The organism is Janthinobacterium sp. SUN026 (assembly GCF_030397625.1).
In the GTDB taxonomy this organism is placed as follows: Bacteria; Pseudomonadota; Gammaproteobacteria; order Burkholderiales; family Burkholderiaceae_D; genus Janthinobacterium; species Janthinobacterium kumbetense.
The window spans coordinates 1-21095 of record NZ_JAPQNU010000001.1 but is presented as its reverse complement, the minus strand read 5'-3'; the positions used below and the strand labels follow the sequence as shown (position 1 = coordinate 21095).

Annotated in this window: 28 protein-coding genes and 1 pseudogene; 24 read left to right on the top strand and 5 right to left on the bottom strand. The window is 59.6% G+C overall.

From position 1 onward, the window contains the following. Positions 1 to 68: 68 nt before the first annotated feature. From OX459_RS00140 to OX459_RS00075, 14 genes are all read left to right on the top strand, one after another. Complete coding sequence (locus OX459_RS00140) at positions 69 to 731, top strand: phage baseplate assembly protein V (protein WP_289903234.1); 663 nt, start codon at positions 69 to 71, stop codon at positions 729 to 731. Beyond that, positions 728 to 1072, top strand: a complete 345-nt coding sequence (locus tag OX459_RS00135; RefSeq protein ID WP_289903233.1) for a GPW/gp25 family protein — start codon at positions 728 to 730, stop codon at positions 1070 to 1072. Before OX459_RS00140 ends, OX459_RS00135 begins: the two co-directional genes overlap by 4 nt. Then, positions 1069 to 1980 (top strand): baseplate J/gp47 family protein, encoded by a 912-nt coding sequence (locus tag OX459_RS00130; protein ID WP_289903231.1) that lies wholly within the window; start codon positions 1069 to 1071, stop codon positions 1978 to 1980. The genes OX459_RS00135 and OX459_RS00130 overlap by 4 nt, the downstream gene beginning before the upstream one ends. Continuing rightward, a complete protein-coding gene (locus OX459_RS00125) occupies positions 1973 to 2593 on the top strand; it encodes a phage tail protein I (RefSeq protein ID WP_289903229.1) in 621 nt (206 codons plus the stop codon). The genes OX459_RS00130 and OX459_RS00125 overlap by 8 nt, the downstream gene beginning before the upstream one ends. Next, complete coding sequence (locus OX459_RS00120; protein WP_289903227.1) at positions 2590 to 4155, top strand: phage tail protein; 1566 nt, start codon at positions 2590 to 2592, stop codon at positions 4153 to 4155. The genes OX459_RS00125 and OX459_RS00120 overlap by 4 nt, the downstream gene beginning before the upstream one ends. A gap of 2 nt (positions 4156 to 4157) precedes the next feature. Further along, a complete protein-coding gene (locus tag OX459_RS00115) occupies positions 4158 to 4700 on the top strand; it encodes a hypothetical protein (RefSeq protein WP_289903226.1) in 543 nt (180 codons plus the stop codon). A 34-nt stretch (positions 4701 to 4734) separates the two neighbouring features. Further along, positions 4735 to 5910 carry a phage tail sheath protein gene (locus tag OX459_RS00110; RefSeq protein WP_289903224.1) on the top strand — a complete coding sequence of 392 codons (1176 nt, stop codon included), beginning with the start codon at positions 4735 to 4737 and terminating at the stop codon, positions 5908 to 5910. 50 nt (positions 5911 to 5960) lie between these two features. Then, positions 5961 to 6470: a phage major tail tube protein gene (locus OX459_RS00105; RefSeq protein ID WP_289903223.1), complete on the top strand. Its 510-nt coding sequence runs from the start codon at positions 5961 to 5963 to the stop codon at positions 6468 to 6470. A gap of 45 nt (positions 6471 to 6515) precedes the next feature. Next, a complete protein-coding gene (locus OX459_RS00100; RefSeq protein WP_289904798.1) occupies positions 6516 to 6818 on the top strand; it encodes a phage tail assembly protein in 303 nt (100 codons plus the stop codon). A gap of 8 nt (positions 6819 to 6826) precedes the next feature. Continuing rightward, positions 6827 to 6940 carry a GpE family phage tail protein gene (locus tag OX459_RS00095; RefSeq protein WP_071650284.1) on the top strand — a complete coding sequence of 38 codons (114 nt, stop codon included), beginning with the start codon at positions 6827 to 6829 and terminating at the stop codon, positions 6938 to 6940. A gap of 30 nt (positions 6941 to 6970) precedes the next feature. Then, on the top strand, positions 6971 to 9811 hold the full coding sequence (locus OX459_RS00090) for a phage tail protein (protein ID WP_289903222.1): 2841 nt from the start codon (positions 6971 to 6973) through the stop codon (positions 9809 to 9811). A gap of 15 nt (positions 9812 to 9826) precedes the next feature. Then, positions 9827 to 10435 (top strand): phage tail protein, encoded by a 609-nt coding sequence (locus OX459_RS00085; RefSeq protein ID WP_289903220.1) that lies wholly within the window; start codon positions 9827 to 9829, stop codon positions 10433 to 10435. After that, positions 10432 to 11667: a phage late control D family protein gene (locus OX459_RS00080; RefSeq protein ID WP_289903219.1), complete on the top strand. Its 1236-nt coding sequence runs from the start codon at positions 10432 to 10434 to the stop codon at positions 11665 to 11667. Before OX459_RS00085 ends, OX459_RS00080 begins: the two co-directional genes overlap by 4 nt. A 199-nt stretch (positions 11668 to 11866) precedes the next feature. After that, positions 11867 to 12439: a hypothetical protein gene (locus OX459_RS00075; protein ID WP_289903218.1), complete on the top strand. Its 573-nt coding sequence runs from the start codon at positions 11867 to 11869 to the stop codon at positions 12437 to 12439. Between the two features lie 350 nt (positions 12440 to 12789). Here OX459_RS00075 and OX459_RS00070 read toward each other — a convergent pair whose 3' ends face one another. The 4 genes from OX459_RS00070 to OX459_RS00060 all read right to left on the bottom strand — a co-directional run bounded on the left by OX459_RS00070 (position 12790) and on the right by OX459_RS00060 (position 15520). Then, positions 12790 to 13965 (bottom strand): ATP-binding protein, encoded by a 1176-nt coding sequence (locus tag OX459_RS00070; RefSeq protein WP_289903217.1) that lies wholly within the window; start codon positions 13963 to 13965, stop codon positions 12790 to 12792. 176 nt (positions 13966 to 14141) lie between these two features. Further along, complete coding sequence (locus tag OX459_RS00065; protein WP_289903216.1) at positions 14142 to 14612, bottom strand: hypothetical protein; 471 nt, start codon at positions 14610 to 14612, stop codon at positions 14142 to 14144. 187 nt (positions 14613 to 14799) lie between these two features. After that, the gene (locus OX459_RS28045; RefSeq protein WP_354669645.1) at positions 14800 to 14952 is read right to left on the bottom strand and encodes a DUF1496 domain-containing protein; all 153 of its coding nucleotides are present in this window, start codon (positions 14950 to 14952) and stop codon (positions 14800 to 14802) included. A 121-nt stretch (positions 14953 to 15073) separates the two neighbouring features. After that, positions 15074 to 15520: a helix-turn-helix transcriptional regulator gene (locus tag OX459_RS00060; protein WP_289903215.1), complete on the bottom strand. Its 447-nt coding sequence runs from the start codon at positions 15518 to 15520 to the stop codon at positions 15074 to 15076. 312 nt (positions 15521 to 15832) lie between these two features. On the opposite strand from OX459_RS00060, the gene OX459_RS00055 reads away from it, so the two are divergent. The 10 genes from OX459_RS00055 to OX459_RS00010 all read left to right on the top strand — a co-directional run bounded on the left by OX459_RS00055 (position 15833) and on the right by OX459_RS00010 (position 20951). Then, positions 15833 to 16030, top strand: a complete 198-nt coding sequence (locus OX459_RS00055) for a hypothetical protein (protein ID WP_289903214.1) — start codon at positions 15833 to 15835, stop codon at positions 16028 to 16030. Between the two features lie 48 nt (positions 16031 to 16078). Continuing rightward, entirely contained in the window at positions 16079 to 16267 is a 189-nt protein-coding gene (locus OX459_RS00050; protein ID WP_086138170.1) for a hypothetical protein, read from the top strand. After that, the gene (locus OX459_RS00045; RefSeq protein ID WP_071079002.1) at positions 16264 to 16527 is read left to right on the top strand and encodes an ogr/Delta-like zinc finger family protein; all 264 of its coding nucleotides are present in this window, start codon (positions 16264 to 16266) and stop codon (positions 16525 to 16527) included. Before OX459_RS00050 ends, OX459_RS00045 begins: the two co-directional genes overlap by 4 nt. A 120-nt stretch (positions 16528 to 16647) precedes the next feature. Then, positions 16648 to 17049 carry a hypothetical protein gene (locus tag OX459_RS00040; protein WP_289903213.1) on the top strand — a complete coding sequence of 134 codons (402 nt, stop codon included), beginning with the start codon at positions 16648 to 16650 and terminating at the stop codon, positions 17047 to 17049. Between the two features lie 101 nt (positions 17050 to 17150). Beyond that, on the top strand, positions 17151 to 17504 hold the full coding sequence (locus OX459_RS00035) for a hypothetical protein (protein ID WP_070313738.1): 354 nt from the start codon (positions 17151 to 17153) through the stop codon (positions 17502 to 17504). Next, a complete protein-coding gene (locus OX459_RS00030; RefSeq protein ID WP_289903212.1) occupies positions 17494 to 19332 on the top strand; it encodes a replication endonuclease in 1839 nt (612 codons plus the stop codon). Before OX459_RS00035 ends, OX459_RS00030 begins: the two co-directional genes overlap by 11 nt. Next, entirely contained in the window at positions 19329 to 19481 is a 153-nt protein-coding gene (locus tag OX459_RS00025) for a hypothetical protein (protein WP_175445254.1), read from the top strand. The genes OX459_RS00030 and OX459_RS00025 overlap by 4 nt, the downstream gene beginning before the upstream one ends. Continuing rightward, on the top strand, positions 19475 to 19687 hold the full coding sequence (locus OX459_RS00020) for a hypothetical protein (protein WP_289903211.1): 213 nt from the start codon (positions 19475 to 19477) through the stop codon (positions 19685 to 19687). Before OX459_RS00025 ends, OX459_RS00020 begins: the two co-directional genes overlap by 7 nt. 9 nt (positions 19688 to 19696) lie before the next feature. Next, positions 19697 to 19942 carry a DUF4224 domain-containing protein gene (locus OX459_RS00015; RefSeq protein WP_289903210.1) on the top strand — a complete coding sequence of 82 codons (246 nt, stop codon included), beginning with the start codon at positions 19697 to 19699 and terminating at the stop codon, positions 19940 to 19942. 19 nt (positions 19943 to 19961) lie between these two features. After that, on the top strand, positions 19962 to 20951 hold the full coding sequence (locus OX459_RS00010) for a tyrosine-type recombinase/integrase (RefSeq protein WP_289903209.1): 990 nt from the start codon (positions 19962 to 19964) through the stop codon (positions 20949 to 20951). A gap of 29 nt (positions 20952 to 20980) precedes the next feature. On the opposite strand, the pseudogene OX459_RS00005 reads toward OX459_RS00010, so the two are convergent. After that, positions 20981 to 21095 (bottom strand): annotated as a pseudogene (locus OX459_RS00005) (IS30 family transposase); the annotation flags it as partial.

Genomic DNA, 21095 nt, shown 5'->3' with positions numbered 1-21095 from the left:
AGTCGCTAATCGACTTATCAACCCGTCCCCGCGTGCATCCGCACGCGGACTTCGGCAACATGCACTGCATGAACGCCGACCTGTCCGACCTCCTCCGCTTGCTGCAAAACCTGATCCGCCTGGGCACCATTGCCGAGGTCAAAGGGGCCAAGGCGCGCGTCCGACTCGGCCCTAATCTCATCACTGAATGGCTGAACTGGGCCACACGGCGCGCTGGCAGCACACGCACCTGGTCCGCGCCCACCGTGGGCGAACAGGTGATCGTCTTTTCCCCCGGCGGCGACCTGACGCGCGGCATCATCGTGCCGGCGCTGTACTCCCAGGCATTTGACGCGCCCGAATCGAGCGACACCATCCACACCACGCATTACCCCGATGGCGCCGTGGTGCAGTACGACCATGCGGCCCATGCCCTGACGGCCACCCTGCCCGGCGGCACCGCCACCGTCACCGCCGACAAGGTGACGTCGAACGCGCCCAGCACCATCTGCACGGGCGACCTGACCGTCATGAAAAACCTGATCGTCAAACAATCCACTACCGTGGAAGGCGTTACCACCTTAAATGGCGGCGTGAATGCCAAGGCCGGCGCCGCCGGTGGCGTGGCCATGGCCGTGCAAGGTTCCATCAAGGCGACCGACGACGTGCTGGCTGGCGCCATCAGCCTGGCCAAGCACACGCACGGCGGCGTCAGGGCCGGCGGCGACCAGTCGGGCGGGCCGCAAGCATGATGGGCATGCACGCCGCCACCGGGCGCAGCCTGACGGGCCTGGGCCACCTGCGCCAGTCGGTTGCCGACATTCTCACCACGCCGATGGGTTCGCGCATCCGGCGCCGCCGTTACGGCTCCGAAGTGCCCGAGCTGATCGACCAGCCACTGAACAGCGCCACGCAGTTGCGCATCTACGCCGCCACCGCCTTTGCGCTGCGCCGCTGGGAGCCGCGCTTGCAGCTGGCCAGCGTGCAGCTCACGCGCGACACGGACGGCGCCATCGCGCTGCTGCTCGATGGCACGGCGAATGGCCAGGGCATCACCCTGTCCGTGCCCGTCAAGCAAGGGGGCACCGTATGAGCACGCCCATCGACCTGACGCAGTTGCCCGCGCCCAGCGTGGTCGAGGCGCTGGATTTCGAAGCCATCCTGGCCACGCGCAAAGCCCACCTGGTCAGCCTGCTGCCGGAAGCCGAGCGCGCGGCCGTCGCGGCCCTGCTGGAGCTGGAATCGGAACCGGCCACCAAGCTGCTGGAAGAGAACAGCTATCAAGAAACCATCCTGCGCAACCGCGTCAACGAGGCGGGCAAGGCCGTCATGCTGGCGTTTGCCCTCGATGGCGACCTGGACCAGTTGGGCGCCAACGTCAACGTGGCACGCCTGACCATCACGCCGGCCAATCCCAACGCCCCGCCGCCCGTGGCCGCCGTCATGGAAGATAACGACGCATACCGCCTGCGCATCCAGGAAGCGCCGGATGGCCTGTCCGTGGCCGGCCCGAAGGCGGCGTATGAATTCCACGCCCGCAGCAGCGACGGCCGCGTGAAGGACGCAAGCGCCACCAGCCCCGCGCCGGCCAGCGTCACCGTCACGGTGCTGGCCAACGATGCCACCGGCATTCCCAGCGCCGACCTGCTGGCCACCGTGGCGCGCGCGCTCAACGCCGAGGACGTGCGCCCCCTGGGCGACCGCCTGACGGTACAAGCGGCCCAGGTGATCGACTACCAGATCGAGGCCACCTTGTTTATCGGCGTCGGGCCGGAAGTACCGATTCTGCTGGACGCCGCGCGCGCCAACGCCGTGCGCGTGTCGCAGCCGCGCCGCCCGCTGGGGCACAGCATCTATCGTTCCGCCTGCAGCGCCGCCGTGCATGTTGAAGGCGTGCGCAAGGTCGTCTTGACCAGCCCGGCTGCGGACATCGAACTGAACGCCACCCAGGCCGCGCGCTGCACGGCCATCAAGCTCAATGTCGTGGTGCGCGATGAATAAGCTTGTTCCGACCCTGCCGCCCAACACCACGGCACTGGAACGTGCCATTGCCGTGGCTTGCGCCGAGCTGGTCAACGTGCCCGTGCCGCTGCGCGACCTGTGGAGCGCCGATCGCTGCCCGGTCGCCCTGCTGCCGTTTCTGGCCTGGGCCTGTTCCGTTGACCGCTGGGACGACGCCTGGCCCGAATCGACCAAGCGCGGCACCATCAAGGCGTCCTATTTCATCCACAAGCACAAGGGCACGATTGCCGCCGTGCGCCGCGTGGTCGAGTCCCTGGGCTATTTGATCCGCATCACCGAATGGTGGCAGACCACGCCACCGGGCGTGCCGGGCACCTTCCGCCTCGACGTGGGCGTGCTGGACACGGGCATCACGGACGCCATGTTTCAAGAAATGGAACGCCTGATTGCCGACGCCAAGCCCGTCAGCCGCCACATGACGGGCCTGGCCATTTATCTGGAAAGCCGTGGCACCGTCTACGCGGGCGCTTGCGCCTACCACGGCGACAGCATGACCGTGTATCCCTGGATCGCGGAAACCATCGAAGTGCGCGGCACGCTGTTGCAGGCCGGCGCATCCCATACCATCGACACCCTGACCATCTATCCATGAGCACATACTTTGCCATCCTGACCGAAGTGGGCGAGGCCAAGCTGGCCAACGCCATCGCCCTGGGTCAAACCCTGAAACTGAAAAACCTCGCCGTGGGCGACGGCAACGGCAATCTGCCCATGCCAGTCCGCACGCAAAAGACGCTGGTGCGCGAAGTGCGCCGCGCCGGCCTGAACCAGCTGACCATCGACCCGGCCAACACCAGCCAGATCATCGTCGAGCAAGTCTTGCCCGAAGACGTGGGCGGCTGGTGGATACGCGAAATCGGCATCTTTGACGAGGCGGGCGACCTGTGCGCGGTCGCCAACTGCCCGCCCAGCTACAAGCCCCTGATGGCCGAGGGCAGCGGCCGCACGCAAGTGGTACGCATCGTGCTGATCGTCGCCAGCACGGCCGCCATCGAGCTGAAAATCGATCCGTCCATCATCTTGGCTACGCGCAAGTATGTGGATGACCAGGACATCGTCGTCCGTGCCTACAGCGATGCGCAACTGGCCAAGCACCTGGCCGCTGCTGACCCGCACCCGCTGCTGGCCAAAATCTCCTACGTCGATCAACAAGACGGCAAAGTCGCCGTTTACGCCGACCAGCAACTGGCCAAGCACCAGGCCGCTGCCGACCCGCACCCGCTCCTGGCCAAGGTCGCTTATGTCGATCAGCAAGACAACAGCGCGCGCGCCTATGGCGATCAGCAACTGGCCAAGCACCAGGCGGCTGCCGACCCGCATCCGCTCCTGGCCAAGATCGCTTATGTCGATCAGCAAGACACCAGTGCACGCACCTACGGCGACCAGCAACTGGCCAAGCACCAGGCTGCCGCCGACCCGCATCCGCAATACAGCATGAAGGAAGTAGCAACGCTGCCAAAATTTGACGCGTCTAAAAAGCTGGCCAATGCTGAGTTTGTGCAGCAGGAACTGGGGAACCTTTCAGGTATGTCGGCTTTTCCTAATTCGCGCGCGCTGGCCGCCGCCGATTTTGGCAAGGCTTTCTATTTCAGCAACGGTTCCGTCATGGCGACCCTACCTCGCCCCGACAGTCTCGGCACCGGCCAGATCATCGGCCGCAAGGTCACCTTCTTTGGCTTCAACAAGATCGATGGCACCGTCGCCCCGGCCGCCAATGCATTACTTCGCTATGACGTTGCAAACATCGCATCAATACTCGTGAAGTTCGGCCAGTCAGTCTCCTTGGTCGCTATCACGGCAGATACATGGCAAGTCATCGATTCAACTGCAGAGCTGTGGCGCAACGCTGATTTTGCTGGCGAGCTTGGCGTATTAAGAAATTGGCGGCGCCTTCCGAATGGCGACATCGAACAATGGGGAACCATCTCCGGGTCCGCCAGCATGGCCCCGTTCACCCCGAACCTGACGTTTCCCATCGCTTTCCCGAATGCCTGCCGATCCATATCGGTGCAGTGCATGAATGAACTGTCGTCAGCTGGTTTCAGCGGTCGCACGACAGATAAAACACTCTCACGCACCGGCGCGTGGGTTTCCAACTCCAACGGCGTGACTGCCGTTCCCGACGTTCTCAGCTGGCGCGCGATTGGCAACTGAGCATGACGTCTATTATCGAAAGCGAGTCCACCATGTTCTTTTCAAGCGCCACGCGCGGCTTCTATCCAGAGCAAATGCGTGCCGATTACGATGCCGCAGGCACCTGGCCAGATGATGCCGTTGAAGTATCGCCCGAAGACGAAACACGCCTGCGCGACGCCATTGCCGCGTCCGCATCCATCCGCATGACCGCTGGTGGAAAGTGGAAAATCACCGCGCCGCCGCCACCACCGTTTTCCATGCTGGCCGCGCCGTATCTGGCCAGCGTGCGCCAGACGCGCGACGCCATCCTCAACCGCCTGGCCGGCATCGGCTTTGCCGCCGTGGCCGATGGCGACGCCGACACAGTGCAAGCCATTGCGGCGGCGCGCGCCTGGCTGCTCGACATCACCATCTGCCCGACGGTTGCCGCCGCGCAGGATATCGAGACGCTGCAAGCGGCCGTCAGCGCCGAATACGCGCGCATCGCCGCCACCTTGTCCGACGAGGCGCGGCGCGCCTTCGCCGACGCCGGCATAACGCTGGCGTCACCCGTCACCCCGTAACGCCCCAACATTCACCACCTACCAGGAGAACAACATGGCCACCGACTACCACCATGGCGTGCGCGTCATTGAAATCAACGAGGGTTCGCGCCCCATCCGCACCGTGTCCACCGCCGTGCTGGGCCTGATCGCCACGGCCGACGATGCCGACCCGGCCGCTTTCCCGCTCGACACGCCCGTGCTCGTCACCAACGTGCTGGCCGCCATGGGTAAGGCCGGCAAGACTGGCACCTTGTACCGCAGCCTGGCGGCCATCGCCGCGCAGACCAAACCGCTGACGGTCGTGGTGCGCGTGGCCGAAGGCGAGACGGAAGCGGAAACCACCACCAATGCCGTGGGCGGCGTGTCGCCCGATGGCAAGTACCTGGGCGCGCAGGCGCTGCTGGCCGCGCAAAGCAAGCTGGGCGTGAAACCGCGCATCTTGGGAGCGCCGGGGCTGGACACCCAGGCCGTGACGAATGCCATGGCCAGCGTGGCACAGCGCCTGCGCGGCTTCGTCTACGCATCCGCCTATGGCTGCGCCACGGTCACGGCGGCCACCACCTATCGCGGCCAGTTCGGCCAGCGTGAAGTGATGATGATCTGGCCGGACTTCGTGAACTGGGATACCGCCCTTGATGAAGAGGCCGGCATTTCGGCCGTCGCCTACGCCATGGGCCTGCGCGCCAAGATCGACGAGGAAACGGGCTGGCATAAAACGTTATCCAACGTGGTCGTGAATGGCCCGACCGGCATCAGCAAGGACGTGTTTTTCGACCTGCAAGACCCCGCCACCGACGCCGGCGTGCTCAACGCAAAGGAAGTGACCACCCTGATTAACATGGGCGGCTACCGCTTCTGGGGTTCGCGCACCTGCGAGGCGCCGGGCGGCTTCTTCTATTTCGAAAGCTACACGCGCACGGCCCAGGTGCTGGCCGACACCATCGCCGAGGCGCACTTCGCCTACGTCGATGTGCCCTTGCATCCGTCCCTGGTGCGCGACCTGCTGGAAAGCATCAATGCCAAGTTCCGCGACCTGAAACTGCAGGGCTACATCATCGACGGCCACGCCTGGTATGACGAGCAATACAACGACAAGACGGCGCTGAAAGACGGCAAGCTGGCCATCGATTACGACTACACGCCCGTGCCGCCGCTGGAAAACCTGAAATTCCAGCAACGCATTACCGACCGCTACCTGGCCGACTTCGCCTCGCGCATCGCGACTTAACTATCACCGTGCCCGCCGCGTGCGGGCGCAACTGACCACTGGAGAACACTATGGGCATGCCCCACAAACTCAAGCAATTCAACGTATTTCAAAACGGCGTGCTGTTCATGGGCATGGTGCCCGAAGTCACCTTGCCGAAACTCAGCCGCAAGATGGAAGAGTACCGCGCCGGCGGCATGAGCGGCCCCGTGTCCGTGGACTTCGGCAACGAGGCGCTGTCGTTGGAATGGAGTGCTGGCGGCCTGATCGCCGAAGCCTTGAAACAGTACGGCGCCCACACGCATGGCGCCGTGCAACTGCGCTTTGCCGGCGCCTACCAGGAAGACGATGACGGCACGGTTGCCGCCGTCGAGGTCGTCGTGCGCGGCCGTTACAAGGAAATCGACATGGGCGCGGCCAAGATGGGCGACGACACGACCCATAAATACACCATGGCCTGCAGCTATTACAAGCTGATGATCGACGGCGCTACCGTCATCGAACTGGACTTCATGAGCGGCACCGAGAACTTCGGCGGCGGCGACACCAATGCAGCCATCCGCCACGCCATCGGCCTGTAATCCCCTTTTCACTTACCACCACACCACGAGGAACACAGCATGAACATCGATACCCAAAACCAAGCCGTCATCGAACTGGACGAACCGATCAAGCGCGGCGAAAACCTTATTACCTCGCTCACCGTGCGCAAGCCCAAGGCGGGCGCCCTGCGCGGCATTTCCCTGATCGAGCTGGCCAACCTGAACGTGTCGGCCCTGCAGATCGTGCTGCCACGCATCACCGAACCGACCTTGACCACGCACGACATCGCCAACATGGATCCCGCCGACCTGCTGGCCGTGGGCGCCGAGGTTGCCGGTTTTTTGGCGAGCAAAGCCGATCGCCTTTCGGTATCCCCGGCGAAGTAGAAGACGCCATGGCCGACATTGCCGGCGTCTTCCACTGGACGCCGGCAGCGATGGATGGCTTTACGATTGATGAACTGATGGCCTGGCGCGAACGCGCCAGGCAACGAAGCGGAGCGGAATAGATGGCTGGTCGGGATTTGAAGTTACAGGTAGTGTTTGCGGCACTGGACAAGATCACCGGCCCGCTGAAAAAGATCATGGGCGGTTCCAGCGACACGGCCAAGGTCTTGAAGGCGACCAGCGACCGCTTGCGCGAGCTGAACGCGCAGCAGAGGAACCTGGGGAAATTCCGCGAACTGCATAGCGGGATCAATGCGACGCGTACCAAGCTCAAGGAAGCGCAGGACAAACTGAATGATCTTGCGGCGAAAATGAAGCAGACCACAACGCCTACGCGCGCCCTGACGCGCGAATTTAATGCGGCAGTCAAAGTCACGCAGGCCTTGACGCTGAAAGGCCGAGAACAGAGCCAGCAATTCCGCGTCCTGCGCACCAGTCTGAAAGACGCCGGCATCGACACGCGCCAGTTGGGCAAGACCCAGGAATGGCTAAAAAACAGTATCCAGTTGACGAACGTTGAACTGGCCTCGCAACACAAGCGCTTGGCCGCCTCCGCCGCCAAGCAGCAGCGCGTCACCAACGCCACCCAGCACGCCGACAAGCTACGCAGCAAGGCGGGCAACATTGCCACGGCCGGCGCCGGCGCGACAGCGGCCGGCGCGGTCATGGCCATGCCCATCGCCAAGGGGCTGCACGAGGCGAAGCACTACCAGTTAGAGAAAGCCCGCGTGAATGCGCTGGGCCTGGGGCCGAAAACCAGCCGGCAGGCGATCCAGTTCGCCCAAAACATGAAAACCTATGGCACCAGCCAAAACGAAAACCTGGAACTGGTGCGCGACGCGATGTCGATCTTTGGCGACTTACACCATGCGGAAATGGTCGCGCCCACCCTGGCCAAGATGAAGTTTGCCAACAAGGCTTTCTTTGGCGCCGAGTCGGGCGAAGAGAACGAGCGCATCTTCATGGACTTGCTGAAAGTCATCGAGCAGCGCGGCGGCACGGCCAGTTCGGAGAAATTCCACGACCAGGCCAACATGATGCAAAAGGTCATCACGGCCACGGGCGGGCGCGTGGGGCCGACGGAATGGCTGAACTTCATCAAGACGGGCGGCATTGCCGCCAAGATCATGGACGACAAGCAGTTCTATTACCAGATGGAACCGCTGGTGCAGGAAGTCGGCGGCCACCGCGCCGGTACGGCCCTGATGTCCGGCTATACGAACTTGTATCAGGGGCGCACCACGAAACGTGCCGTCAGCAACATGGAAAGACTGGGGCTGATTAAAGACCGTGGTCAGGTCAAGCACGACAAAGTGGCGCAGAGTGCCACCCTTGGCCCTGGCGCCCTGCTGGGCAGTGACATTTTCCGACGCAGCCAATTTGAGTGGCTGGAGCAAGTGCTGTTGCCACAACTGGAAAAGAAAGGCATCACGGATCCCAAGCAAATTGAGGACACCATCGGCAGTTTGTTTTCCAACCGCACGGCCGGTAATCAGTTTCTGGACATGTTCCGGCAGCGCATCCAGATGCACAAGAATGCCAAGCTGAACGCAGGCGCGTATGACATCGAGCAGATTTATGACTTGGGCAAGCAGCAGGCCGGCGGCGCCGAACTGGAAGCGACGGCCAGGCTGGCCAACCTGAAACTGACCATGGGCGAAAAAATCCTGCCGCTGTACGCGCAGGGGCTGGAAATGGCGATCAGCGCAATTACACGCCTGAATGCCTTCATGGAACGCAACCCGACCGTGGCCAAGGTCATGATCGCCGGCTTTGCCGTGCTGGCGAGCTTGCTGCTGGTGCTCGGCCCGCTGATGCTGGGCATTGCTGCCCTGATCGGCCCGTATGCCATGCTGCACGTCATGTTCGCCAAGATGGGCGTGACGGGCGGCGTGCTCACGCCCATCTTGCGCAGCCTGGGCGGCACCTTCATGTGGGCCGGGCGTGCCGTGCTGTGGCTGGGCCGCGCTCTTCTGATGAACCCGATTGGCATTGCCGTCACGGTCATTGCCGGCGCCGCCTTCCTGATCTATCAATACTGGGAGCCAATCAAGGGTTTCTTTCGCGGCCTGTGGTCCGACGTCAAGACGGCGTTTTCCGGCGGCTTCGTCGGCGTGAATAGCCTGATCGCCAACTGGTCGCCGCTGGGCCTGTTCTATCGCGCCTTCGCGGGTGTGCTGGGCTGGTTCGGCATTGCGCTGCCGGCCAAGTTCACCGACTTTGCCGCCAATATCCGGCACAGCATTGTCGAGGGACTGGCTCCGCTGACAGGCTTCATTGCCAGCCTGTGGTCGCAGCTGAAAACCACCTTCAGCGGCGGTATGGCCGGTATCACCGCCCTGATCATCAACTGGTCACCCGCAGGGGTGTTCTACCAGGCGTTCGCTGGCGTCATGAGCTGGTTCGGCATCAAGCTGCCGGCCCAGTTCACCGAGTTCGGCGCCAACATCCTGCGCGGCCTGGTCAACGGCATCACCGGCTCCATGGGCGCCGTCAAGGACGCCATCAGCAATGCCGGTTCCAGCACCATTGCCTGGTTCAAGGAAAAGCTGGGCATCCACAGCCCGAGCCGCGTGTTTGCCCAGCTCGGCGACTACACCATGCAGGGGCTGGCCGTGGGCCTGGACCGCAGCGAGGGTGCGCCAATTGCCAAGGTATCGGGCCTGGCGCAGCGCCTGACGCAACTGGGCGCCGGCATCGCCATCGGCACGGCCACTGCCCTGCCGGCCAGCGCCTTTGACACGCGCGCCCCGCTCTCACAAGGCGGGTTCGGTGCCGGCATGACGATTCAGGGCGACAAGATCGAAATCACGATCCAGGCACAAGCCGGTTCCGATCCCCAGGCCATCGCGCGCGCCGTGTACGCGGCCATGGAACAACGCGACCGCGAAAAGGCGGCACGCATCCGCTCGTCCCTGCGCGACCACGATTAAGAAGGAAACACCACCATGATGATGATTTTAGGAATGTTCGTCTTCAGCCTGCCCACGCTGGCCTATCACGAGCTGCAGCGGCAAACGGAATGGAAGCACGCCAGCACGGCCCGCGTGGGCCTGCGCGACGCGCACCAGTATGTGGGGCCCGGCGACGACACCATCACCCTGTCGGGCTGGGTGGCGCCGGAACTGACCGGCTCCCTGTATTCGCTCGATGCGCTGCGCATGATGGCCGGCACCGGTAAATCGTGGATACTGATCCAGGGCACGGGCCGCATTCTCGGCTCATACCGCATCACCAGCATGACCGAGGGGCGCAGCATCCTGGACGGCAGCGGCGGCGCGCGCCGCGTCGAATTTTCCATTTCTCTCAAGCGAGACGACGACGGCGTGCTGGCCATGGTGGGCCTGGGCGACATCGGCGACCTGAAAAACATGCTCAGCATCGACGGCATGACCAGCAGCATTGCTGGCGCGGCCAAGAATGCCGTGGGTAGCGTGATCGGCAATGTTGTCGGCGGCATCACGTCGAAATACGGCGGCGTGGTCAGCGAAATGAAAGACAAGATCGGCGGCAGCATCAGCGGCGCCATCGGCAGCGCGGCGGACAAGTTCAAATGAGCGAGCATATCCCCGCCTTCAAGGTCAGCATCGAGGACAAGGATTTGACGGCCATCGTCTCGCCGCGGCTGATCAATCTGACGTTGACTCTGTGCCGTGGCGACGAGAGCGACCAGCTCGATATCTCGCTGGACGACAGCGACGGCAAACTGGCCCTGCCGCCGCGCGGCGCGCAGATCGCCCTGGCGCTGGGCTGGCAAACCACCGGTCTAGTGGGCATGGGCAAGTTCACCGTGGACGAGGTGGAGCACAGCGGCGCACCCGATACCATCACCCTGCGCGCCAGGTCGGCCAACCTGATCGACACCTTCAAACAGCAGCAGGAACACAGCTTTCACAAGACCACCCTGGGCGCCATCATCGAGGCCATCGCCTTTCGCAACGAGCTGGCGTCGGGCGTGTCGGCGCGCCTGCGCGACACCGCCATCGAGCACATCGACCAGACCCACGAAAGCGATGCAGCCTTCCTGCGCCGGCTGGGCAGGAAATACGACGCGGTGGCCACCGTCAAGAACGACACCTTACTCTTCATCCCCATCAACCAGAGCCGCACCGCCAGCGGCAAGGCGCTACCCGTCATCCCCATCACTCGCGCCCTGGGCGACGGCCACCGCTACCACAGCGCCGAAAGCGACGCCTACACGGGCGTGCGCGCCTTCTGGCACGACGATCGCTACGCGCGCCGCCGTAGCGTCGTGGCCGGCGTGCCCGGCAACAGCAAGCGCCTGCGCACGACCTTTGCCAGCGAAACCGACGCGCGCGCGGCGGCCGTGGCCGAATGGCAGCGTATCCTGCGCGGCCTGGCCACGTTTGAAATGAGCCTGGCCCTGGGCAACCCGGCCGTGTTCCCGCAATCGCCCGTCACCGTGACAGGATTCAAGCCCGAGATCGACGCCACCGAATGGCTATCGGTCAAGGTCACGCACAGCCTGGGCGGCAACGGCTTTACCACGCGCGTGGAATTTGAAACGAAGACGGAAGCGGTCGAGGCCGAGCGCGAGGAAGAGAAAGACCCAGACGAAGGTATCACAGGCGTAGTGGCCAAGTGGAAGGACGTGGCGGCGAAGAAGAAAAAGGCGGGGCAGGAACAGGCCGGCGCCACGGGCACGCTCAAGACGCTAGAGCATGTTTACAAGAGTAAGCACGGCGCCAAGCGGGCGGCGAAACTTGCGTGGGAGCACATCAAGGAAGTGCGGGAGATTATCAAAGAAAACGACGACAAAAACGCTTAATCGGCCACTCTTTACACCGAATGATGCAGATACTAACTGGATCGCACTGAAGTTTCACGACCGGTTACATGATAGCTTCAACTGGCCTTTCATAACTTGACTGAAATACACCTCACAAGTACAGTGTATCCATAACAATAATATGGTACTTTTAAAAAATATCGTTCAATTCAATTTTGAAAATTCAAGGAATGCAAACATGAAAACAAAAATACTTTTCAAAGGCAACATTTCAATTAACCAAAATTATGCCATTTTATTAGGATCAATAATTTCTGCGCGTACGGGCATTGAACGCAAGTTGGCAAAGACAATAGGCAATGGCAATCATAAGAATGGTTTTAAAAAAATAGCAGAAATGGACAGCAAGATTGGGGAATTATTGGACTTATTAAAAGAAGCCAGAGATCTTGCAGCCCATGAGGAAATTGATAATTACGAAGAAGAATTTGAAAAAATGGTAAGCTTATGTGAGAATTTCATAACCAATGTCAACCAACTTTATCCAGATGGATGGAAGTACTGCAGCGCGGAAAAAAATCTTATTGCAGGATTGAGGTCATACTCGCCATTCGAAAAAGCTATCGAAATAATATTTCACGAAATTCAAAGAAAATTTGGAATTGAGCTTGAGAATGTAATTTCCCTTGATGGATTTCACCCATATGGAACGCCAAGTCTAAGTGAACGTGTTAGTCGTCTTGTGAACTTGGAACCATCGATTCAACAATTCCAAGCCCCGGACGAGGGCATCACGGGGGGCGCTAAGTAGAAGGACGTGGCGGCGAAAAGAAAAAAGCGGGCCAGTAGCAAGGCAATGACTCGGTACGCTCGAGATGCTGGAGCATCTTTATAGGAGCAAACAGGCCGCCAGGCGGGCGGCTCTGCATGCATGAAAACGCATCGACGAAGTTCCGGACATCATCCGTGAGAATAGCGAGGAACCTGGTGGCCTACGCAAGCAATAGTCAACGCAGAAGAGGCATGAACGTGCACAAATCACCTCTGCTCAACGGCTGCTTCCCCCGTTCCGAACCTTCGTATATTCCTACGCCCAAACAGGAAGAAAATCGTCCTTTCAAGACCGCTACGCCAAACCGTCTGCATAGACTAACAGAGCCATCACTTAAAGATATAGTCCCCGTTGCCGTCAAAGTGGGGGCAAGTGGATCGTCCGAAAGACTGCCATAATGTATGCAGGACAGGCGCTATTACCTTGTCGACTTCTGCGTTTTCGATGCTGTCTATCCATTCTGGAGGCAGTTCGTAAAAGCCACGATCACCGGGCTTGCTGACCTCCGCCCAAGTATTCCCGGTGCCCAATTTATAGTTTGTTGCATTAACTATAGAGCATTGCAGGATTGCCGCTCCATTCATCTCCAAGAGTTTAGCGACCTTCAGGAACTGTCGGGTAACGGTGCGCAGATCCTGGGTAATCTCTTTTCCCCACAAAATACGTTGCGGTTGTTGTCCACCGTACTCTGTCACTTGCCCCGCAAGAAAAACGGCTTCCATACTTCCATCTCTAAAAACGAAGCGATACCCGTGGGATGACCCGCTCCAATCATGGATCACCAATCCGTCCAAATTCAGAGAACGGGTGCCACCGCCATCATTCGGATCAATCAATTCCTGGTAGCCGGTGCTATAGAGCGATGCCATATCGACTTTTGCCCGTTCGGCCAGCGTCACCAATGAGGTAAAGTGAACGACTAACAATGCACCGTCGGTAAGAGGAAGCGCTGCGCGCCCCTCTTTAATTTCTATATTTCTTAAAGACGCGAACCGTCGGGCTTTCGAGATTAAAGCAGTTGTTCTTGTGAAACCAGTACGTATTTGATCGTATATCATGTCTGTTGTCGTAGTTCCGTTTCGCATTACGAATCTCCGGTTACTATTTGAACGGACGCAGTGTGGACCATCATAAGAAGCCTCTACACGGATCACCACTACGTAGCCACCTTCTACGTCAATTGCCCTTGTGCGAACACTTGGCACTCTCGGCTCGATACCTGAATCCGTGGTTTGAGCAATTCGACGTAAGGCAGAATCTGCAGTCTCTGAAGTAATCGGGCATATTAAGGAGGCGACGCCATCCTTCTCATCAATTCCATAGATGATAACCCCACCCTCTGAATTCGCTAGGGCGCAAATGTCTTTTGAAATTTCGGTCTTGTCATGGTCAGCCTTGCTTGGCAGCTGTCGTTTGAAATCCAAAGTTTCAGACTCTGGGCATGCGTCTTCACATAGCTGGCGCAAATAATTCTCATCAATTGAATTAATATCAATTTTCAGCATTCAAATCTCCGTTGGCAGCTAGTTTCGGCTATTTCCCACAATTTTTTGAGCCTACGCGTCACGAAATAATCGATTCATCTATTTTTACCATCCTCGATTTTTCAGCCACCACCAACGACATCAGCTCTTGGCAGCTGATTCCCGCCAGTAGGTATCGGATAGTGCCAGGGCATCTTTCAGCAGTTTTCCGATGGCATGTCAGTTGGGCAGTCCATATGGTAGCGCTCATCAACCTCAGCAAGCATTGCTTCAACACCCTTTTCTAAAGCCGCTAGAGTTGGCCGGTCAACGAGCGAAATTTTCGCAATCGTTCCATTACGATTCATTGGATAAGCAAGATCTGAAAACGTTAAATCTCGCTTACGCTTTGTACCAATCCAATACGATATTACGACCGTGCTGGGCTGCCCATTCCAGTCGTAAAACACATCGTAGGAAGCTACTTTGAAACGGCCAAGCGCACGTTTTTCAACACGGCTAAGGACCTCCATGACAGTCTTGCCGTCTGAAGTCTTGTGAGCTTTCACTGCGCTAATCCACTGCCGCTCCTCAACAGATGAAAGAGGTACTGTTTTCGCCGCTGAATTTGCCAGAACAGGAACTGACAGCATCAACGCTGCCGCAAATAGGTAAGTTAATCTTTGCATAATCTTCGTAAAACGCGTGTCGGCTCAAAATGTCCGGCAAGCTACGAATCGGAGGATAACATTCAGACCAACGCAAAAATACGCAAAATGTCACAAGAAGATTTTGATGGCGGCACGGTAACAGAGACAGCGGTGCGGCACTTCTGGTATTGGCCGATGCCCGGCATTGCCATCGGCGAACATATAGCTAACTCCATGTGCCGCTCACCCACGTGGGCAGGCCATCGGAAGTTGCAGATGCACACTCACATTTAATACCTCGTGCAGTCTCAATGACAACACCGACAGTGTAGGCCTTACCATCGAAATAGCATGAATTTCTGACAATCCCGTTGGCCATGGAAGTCATCGTGTCACATCGGTAGTGCGGCCAGCAGCACGCAAAGAGCAAAGGGGTTAAAACTGCAACTTTCCATCTGACTGCTGACCATAGCAACGACAGCCTATCTTTCCTCCGCAATTTACGAAGGAGATTTTTTTTTGCGACCAACGTTGATCGTTTGGGGAGCCGTAATATCTCCATGAATTTGCTGGCCTACTTTGCCATGAAATACCATCTGGGTATTGCGCTCTACTGACCTTGCTGACGATACGGTCGCCGGTTCTATAATCCCCTCGACAACGCCGAGTACGCGCGCCTTCCCGCGCAGATCCAACTTACGATAGCCGACTAGCAACTCATTCTCGTCATCCGTCAATGCGCTACTTGCCGCCGTGCCATGTAGCACATATTGCGTATCGACGCCCACTGATGCGATAGCAATTAGATAATCCGCACTGGGAAATCTTTTGTCTTGCTCATAATTAATTTGCGTACCCTTCTCGACCTTCCCAACCAGTGCGAATTCCGGTTGAGTCATGCCAAGTCGTTTCCGTTCGCTTTTTAAGCGCTGCCCGAATGTATCCATATGTCGATCTTTTAGTTACAAAGTACAATTTTTTGTACTAAAGTGACGTCATTACCATGTGACGTATACAAATCATATCCTATGACATCTACCGCTCCAGTCACGCGCCAGCCGAAGAACCCACTTTCGCAGCCAATCCCGATTCGCTTGCTCCCTCCTGAGATCGAGCGCGTGGAAAAATTCGCACAGCAAGACTCCCGTTCACGGGCGTCATTTATGCGCTTGATGCTACTGCGCGGCCTGAACTCTTACGAGGCCGAACTCGTCCAATTATCCGTTGTCCATCACGCTTAACTGCGCAGGAGCAGGCCCATGTACCCCGATGCAAAACGTATCCGAAAACATAAAGTCATGCTGCGCCTGGACGACTATGAGCACCAACTCGTTTCCTCGATCGCCAATTATCAGGGTGAAGAATTAGCCGTTCTGGTACGCCAGATCGTCATGCGTGAAGCTCTTGCCGCCATTGCTGCAGACGACATCGACAGCGTACAGCGTCGCAGTGCTTAAACCGAGTCCCTGAATAGTAACTTTTGAGTAACTGAAAAGCTGCCGAACATGCCCGATCACGAAATTCATATCAACGACGAAGAACTTGCAGCGCTGGAAGTCGTTCGTCAACGGCAAGGGCTGGCAAGTATCGAGCAGGCGGCTGAATGGCTCGTCAAGTCGCGCTTACGCAAGCAGTCAAAAAACATGACGGGTCGCGGTCGCGCCCTGTACCAAGTGGAAAGAAAGCTGAAATGAGAGTCATCGGCCTGCCCTGCCCGCATTGCGAATACACCGTTCGCGCCGTCAAAAGCCGCACGATGTCCGCCATGTTCAAGGAAATCACCTACATGTGCCAGAACCCGGACTGCGGGCACTCCTTCGTGGCAGGCCTGGAAGTGCTGCGCACCCTCTCGCTGTCCGCTATGCCCAAGCCTGATATCCGCATCCCGATGTCCCAGCATGCGCGCACGGCGGCCACCAGCCAGCTGGCCCTGGACCTGACTGCGGGCTGCTGATGACTATCCCGATCCTCGCGCCGCCGTAGCCCGGCCGCCGTAACTCCCCTCTTTTGCTGTGCCCTGCTGCGCTCCCTTTTGAGCGTGCGGGATTCGTTCAACCTGAAATAAGGAAAACCGATGGAAAACACGCTGCACGCCACCCGTCATGACGACCAATCCATGGCATCAAACACGATCCGCCCGACCTTGCAAAATTGTATTGTCCCCGTGGCACCAACGTGTTTCCTGCTGCAAGCCAGCGCGGGTATCGGCATCGCGGCGCTGACCGCCCACATCCATGAGATTGCCAAGACCTATCACGCCTACGGCGCCGCCAATCTAACCTTCATCGTCAGCGATGCGCAGGCACTGGAGCGTGACGGCTTTTTCGCGCCAGCCAAGCAACGCGCCCTGGTCGGCAAGCTGCCCATCGAGGTGAACTACATTTTCGCTACTGAAGCGGGTTCCCGGCACTGCTGCGGCACATCGCACACGCTCCCGTACTGGGCAGAACATTTTCTCAAGCCAGGGGCGCGCTGATGCTGCGCCTGGCCAAAACCTGCGGCATCTGGCTGCTGTCGGTCTTGATCCTCATCACCCCCAGCGTGCTGCGGGCCATCGGCGTCATCAAGGACTGAACCATGCCGGCGTCCCTTATCGACAATCACCTGTCTTTCCAGCCTGCCGCCGAGATTCTGGCGGCGCGCGACAAGGACATGCCGACGCCACCGGGCGCCGGGCATGCGCTGGCCGCCATCGCCGAAGCCAAGGCCCAGTTGCGCAGCATCAAGCCGCGCAACCTGGCGCCCTTCATTGCCCAGGCCTGGGGATTGTCGCCGCGTGGCGCGCGCCGCTCCGTGCTGATCGCCGCCGGCATGGACGCCGACCGCTGGGAATCGCCCATCCACTCATTTACCGAAGAAGAGCGCATCGAGCTGCGCGCCGCCACCTCTGCCGCTATCCGTGTGTACGAAAGACTGTTGAATGCAATCTAAACAAATCCTGCTGCCTGCCCCGCAACGCCACGAAGCCTTTTTGCGATCCGCCCAGTTCGCGCCCGAGCTGGCCCGCATTCCGTTCAAGTGGCGCAACCGCGTTATCACAGCCGCCATGGCAAAAATGGCCTGGTCGTCCTGGTACAAAATCTATGAATCCATCGCCAGCAGCTTTGTGCGCGAGTTCGCCGAACAGTACGTGCCGGCCGGCGTCGACCTGTCGCAAAGCGATGCCGACATCGTGGCCACCGCCGAACACGCGGCGGCCGGCGTTACCAAAATGCTGTGGATGGCAGTATCCGACACGCACGCCCTGCAAATCATGGAAGACGAATGCGCCTCGTATGGCATCAAGCTGCCCGAGTTCGACGTGCTGGCCGACACCATCGCCCGCCTGGTGGATGCCCGCTGGTGGCGCCGCCAGCTGCGCAAGCGCGTTAAGCGCGCCTTCGAGGCGGGCAATATCCGCCTGGGCTATGTGAACTATCGCGGCGAACCCTACGCCAGCAATGATGCCGTGCTGTCGCGTCTGGCGCAAAACCGCCGCAACGCGGCAGCGCTGGCAGCCACCCTGGTGCAGAACGAGCACGGCCAGCAATTCAGCATCGCCGAGCTGGCCGAGAAAACGACCGCCAACAAGGCCATCCGGCGCGGCGAACTGATGTTGCGCATCAACGGCTTTGAGCAGATCGCCCGCGAGTGCGGCGACCAGGGCATTTTCATCACCTGGACGTGCCCATCGCGCTTCCACGCCATGCAGCACAGCGGAAAACCGAACGACAAATTCGACGGCTCCACGCCGCGCGAGGCAAACACCTATCTCGGCAAGATGACATCGCTGTGCCGCTCCGCGCTGGCGCGTCGTGGCATCGGTCTGTACGGCTTCCGCATCGCCGAGCCGCATCACGATGGCTGCCCGCATTGGCATCTGCTGCTGTTCGTGCGCCCCACCGCGAAATACAAGACGGCCCACCTGCAGGACGTGGCCAGCCGCGCCATCCGCATCATGAAGCGCTACGCCTGGCGCGTGGACCGTGGCGAGCCGGGCGCCTTCGCGCGCCGCCTGGACGTGAAACGCATCGACTGGGCCAAGGGCAGCGCCGCCGGCTACATCGCCAAGTATGTGGCCAAGAACATCGACGGCGTGGCCGAGCACAAGACGAAAGAAGGCTATGTCGTCGCGGCCGACACCGAAGGCGATGTCGAGCTGACGCCATCGGCACGCGTCGAGTCCTGGGCGGCGTGCTGGGGCATCCGTCAATTCCAGCAATGGGGCGGTGCCCCCGTCACCGTGTGGCGCGAACTGCGCCGCATCGAGGAAAGCATGCTCAACGAAGCCCCGGCCGCCATGCGCCGCGCCTGGGACGCCGTGCAAAAGATCGACGGCGAAAAGCGCGCCTGCTGGGCTGAATACCTGCGCGCCCAGGGCGGCGCGCTGGTGCCGCGCAAGGAACTGGTCGTCACCTTGGCCAAGGACGAAAAAACCGTCATCGGCCGCTACGGCGAAACGCTGCGCACCACGCCCTACGGCGTGCGCTGCAGCGATCTGATTGGGGTGGTCTTCAAGTCCGTGCGCCATACGTGGACGCCGGTACAGGCCACAGGCGGGCGCGGGGTGGCTGTTGGGGTTGCCGTTCCTCGGACTCGTGTAAATAACTGTACGCACCCCGACCGCCCTGCCCCGGCCACGCCGCCAGCGGCACCCATACCGAACCTATCGGACGAGGCAAAAACAGCACTGATTGCCGCCTGGGCGGCCGTCAACGCCTGCCCATATCCCCGGCTGATCGTCCCCGACAACCCATCGCATGAAGGAGCTACCACATGAAAACCTTTGCCGTGATCGTTCGCACCCAAACCGAACGCTTTGAATTTTTTGATGACGCCGCATCCAGCGGCGACGTGATCGACGCTGCCATCGACCGCTACGGCGTGTGCGGCGTTACCGCCAAACTGAAAGGAGCACCACAATGCTGACCACCCTGACCGATTCACCGCGGCAAATCGCCCTGGGCGACCGCGTGACATTCGATACCGACGAAGGCTACCAGGCCGGCACCGTCAACGACCTGCGCCGCGACGTGGGCAATGGCGAACTGCACGCGTGGGTGGAGCTGGATCACCAGTGGCCGGGCATGTTCCGGGCGGTGCCGCTAGCGGCCATCATGCCCGTATTGAGTTAGGGACACAGTATGGCGGACCACATCGCGACGAATGCCACCTTCCTGTCGATGGACGATATTTGCGCCCTGACCGGCCGGAAGATGAAAACGAAGCAAATTGAGGCACTGCGGAAGATGGGCCTCCCCTTTTGGGTCAATGCCATCGGGCGGCCGGTTGTCGCGGTCGCTGCAGTTGAGGGGCGCAAGGAAGCGCCACGGGAAAAAACATGGGTAATGCCAAGGATCAATAAAAATGGGCCGACGAAACACACGTAATTTGAACATGCCGCCGTGTATGCACCCGCGCACCCAGCGCAGCGGCAAGGTGTACTACTACATGTACACCAAGGACAAGCCGCGCAAGGAAATTCCACTTGGGCCCGACTTCATCCTGGCCCTGAAAAAATATGCTGAACTGAACATCGTGGTCGAGGTTACCGCCAACGCGACGTTCTCCGATGTGCAAAAGCGCTACTTGGTCGAGGCCGTGCCGAAGCTGGCCGTCAGCTCGGCCCGTATGTATCGATCAGACATCAAGCATCTGCTGGCCGCCTTTCACGAGGCTCCACTGGATCAAATCAAGCCGATGCACATTCGGCAGTTTCTTGATGACCATGCGGACAAGCCGACCACAGCGAACCGTTGCAAACGCGTTTTCTCCACCATGTGGAACCATGCACGGGGCTGGGGCTATACAGACCTGCCAAACCCATGCGAAGGCATCCAGGGCCATTCTTTGGCAAAACGAACCGTCTATATTACGGACGAGGTATTTGCCGCAGTACGCAAGCATGCCAGTGCACCTTTACTCGATGCGATGGACTTGGCCTACCTGACAGGTCAGCGACCTGCCGATGCGTTGCGCATGACAGAACGGGACATCGTCGACGGCTACTTAATCATCACGCAGCAAAAGACCAAACAGCCACTGCGCATCACGATTACAGGCGAGCTGGCCAGGCTGATGGAACGCATCCGGGCACGCAAGACAACGCACAAGGTTGTTACAGGTGCCCTACTGACCAATATGCATGGTAAGCACCTAACGGCGCCGGCACTGCGCACCCAATTCGACGCGGCAAAAAAGCAAGCCGCAGAACATGCGCCCGAGTTGGCGCAGGACATCATGGAATTTTGGTTTTACGACCTACGCGCGAAGGCGGCCGATGATACTTCGGATGATCGCGGTGACCAGGCGGCTAGCGATCTTTTGGGCCACGACAGTGTGAAAACGACACAACGGCACTACCTGCGGCGAGGAAAGATCGTAGCACCCACGAAATAGCCATACTATGACCGTTCTTATGTGCGGATTCAATCGGTCAACGCAACACACTGTTCAAATCGTTGAGCCGGTGTTTGGTAGTGTAGCGTCTTCCTGGGGCGCTCGTTGAGTCGTCTGGCTACCGCGTCGAGTTGCTCTTGCGAA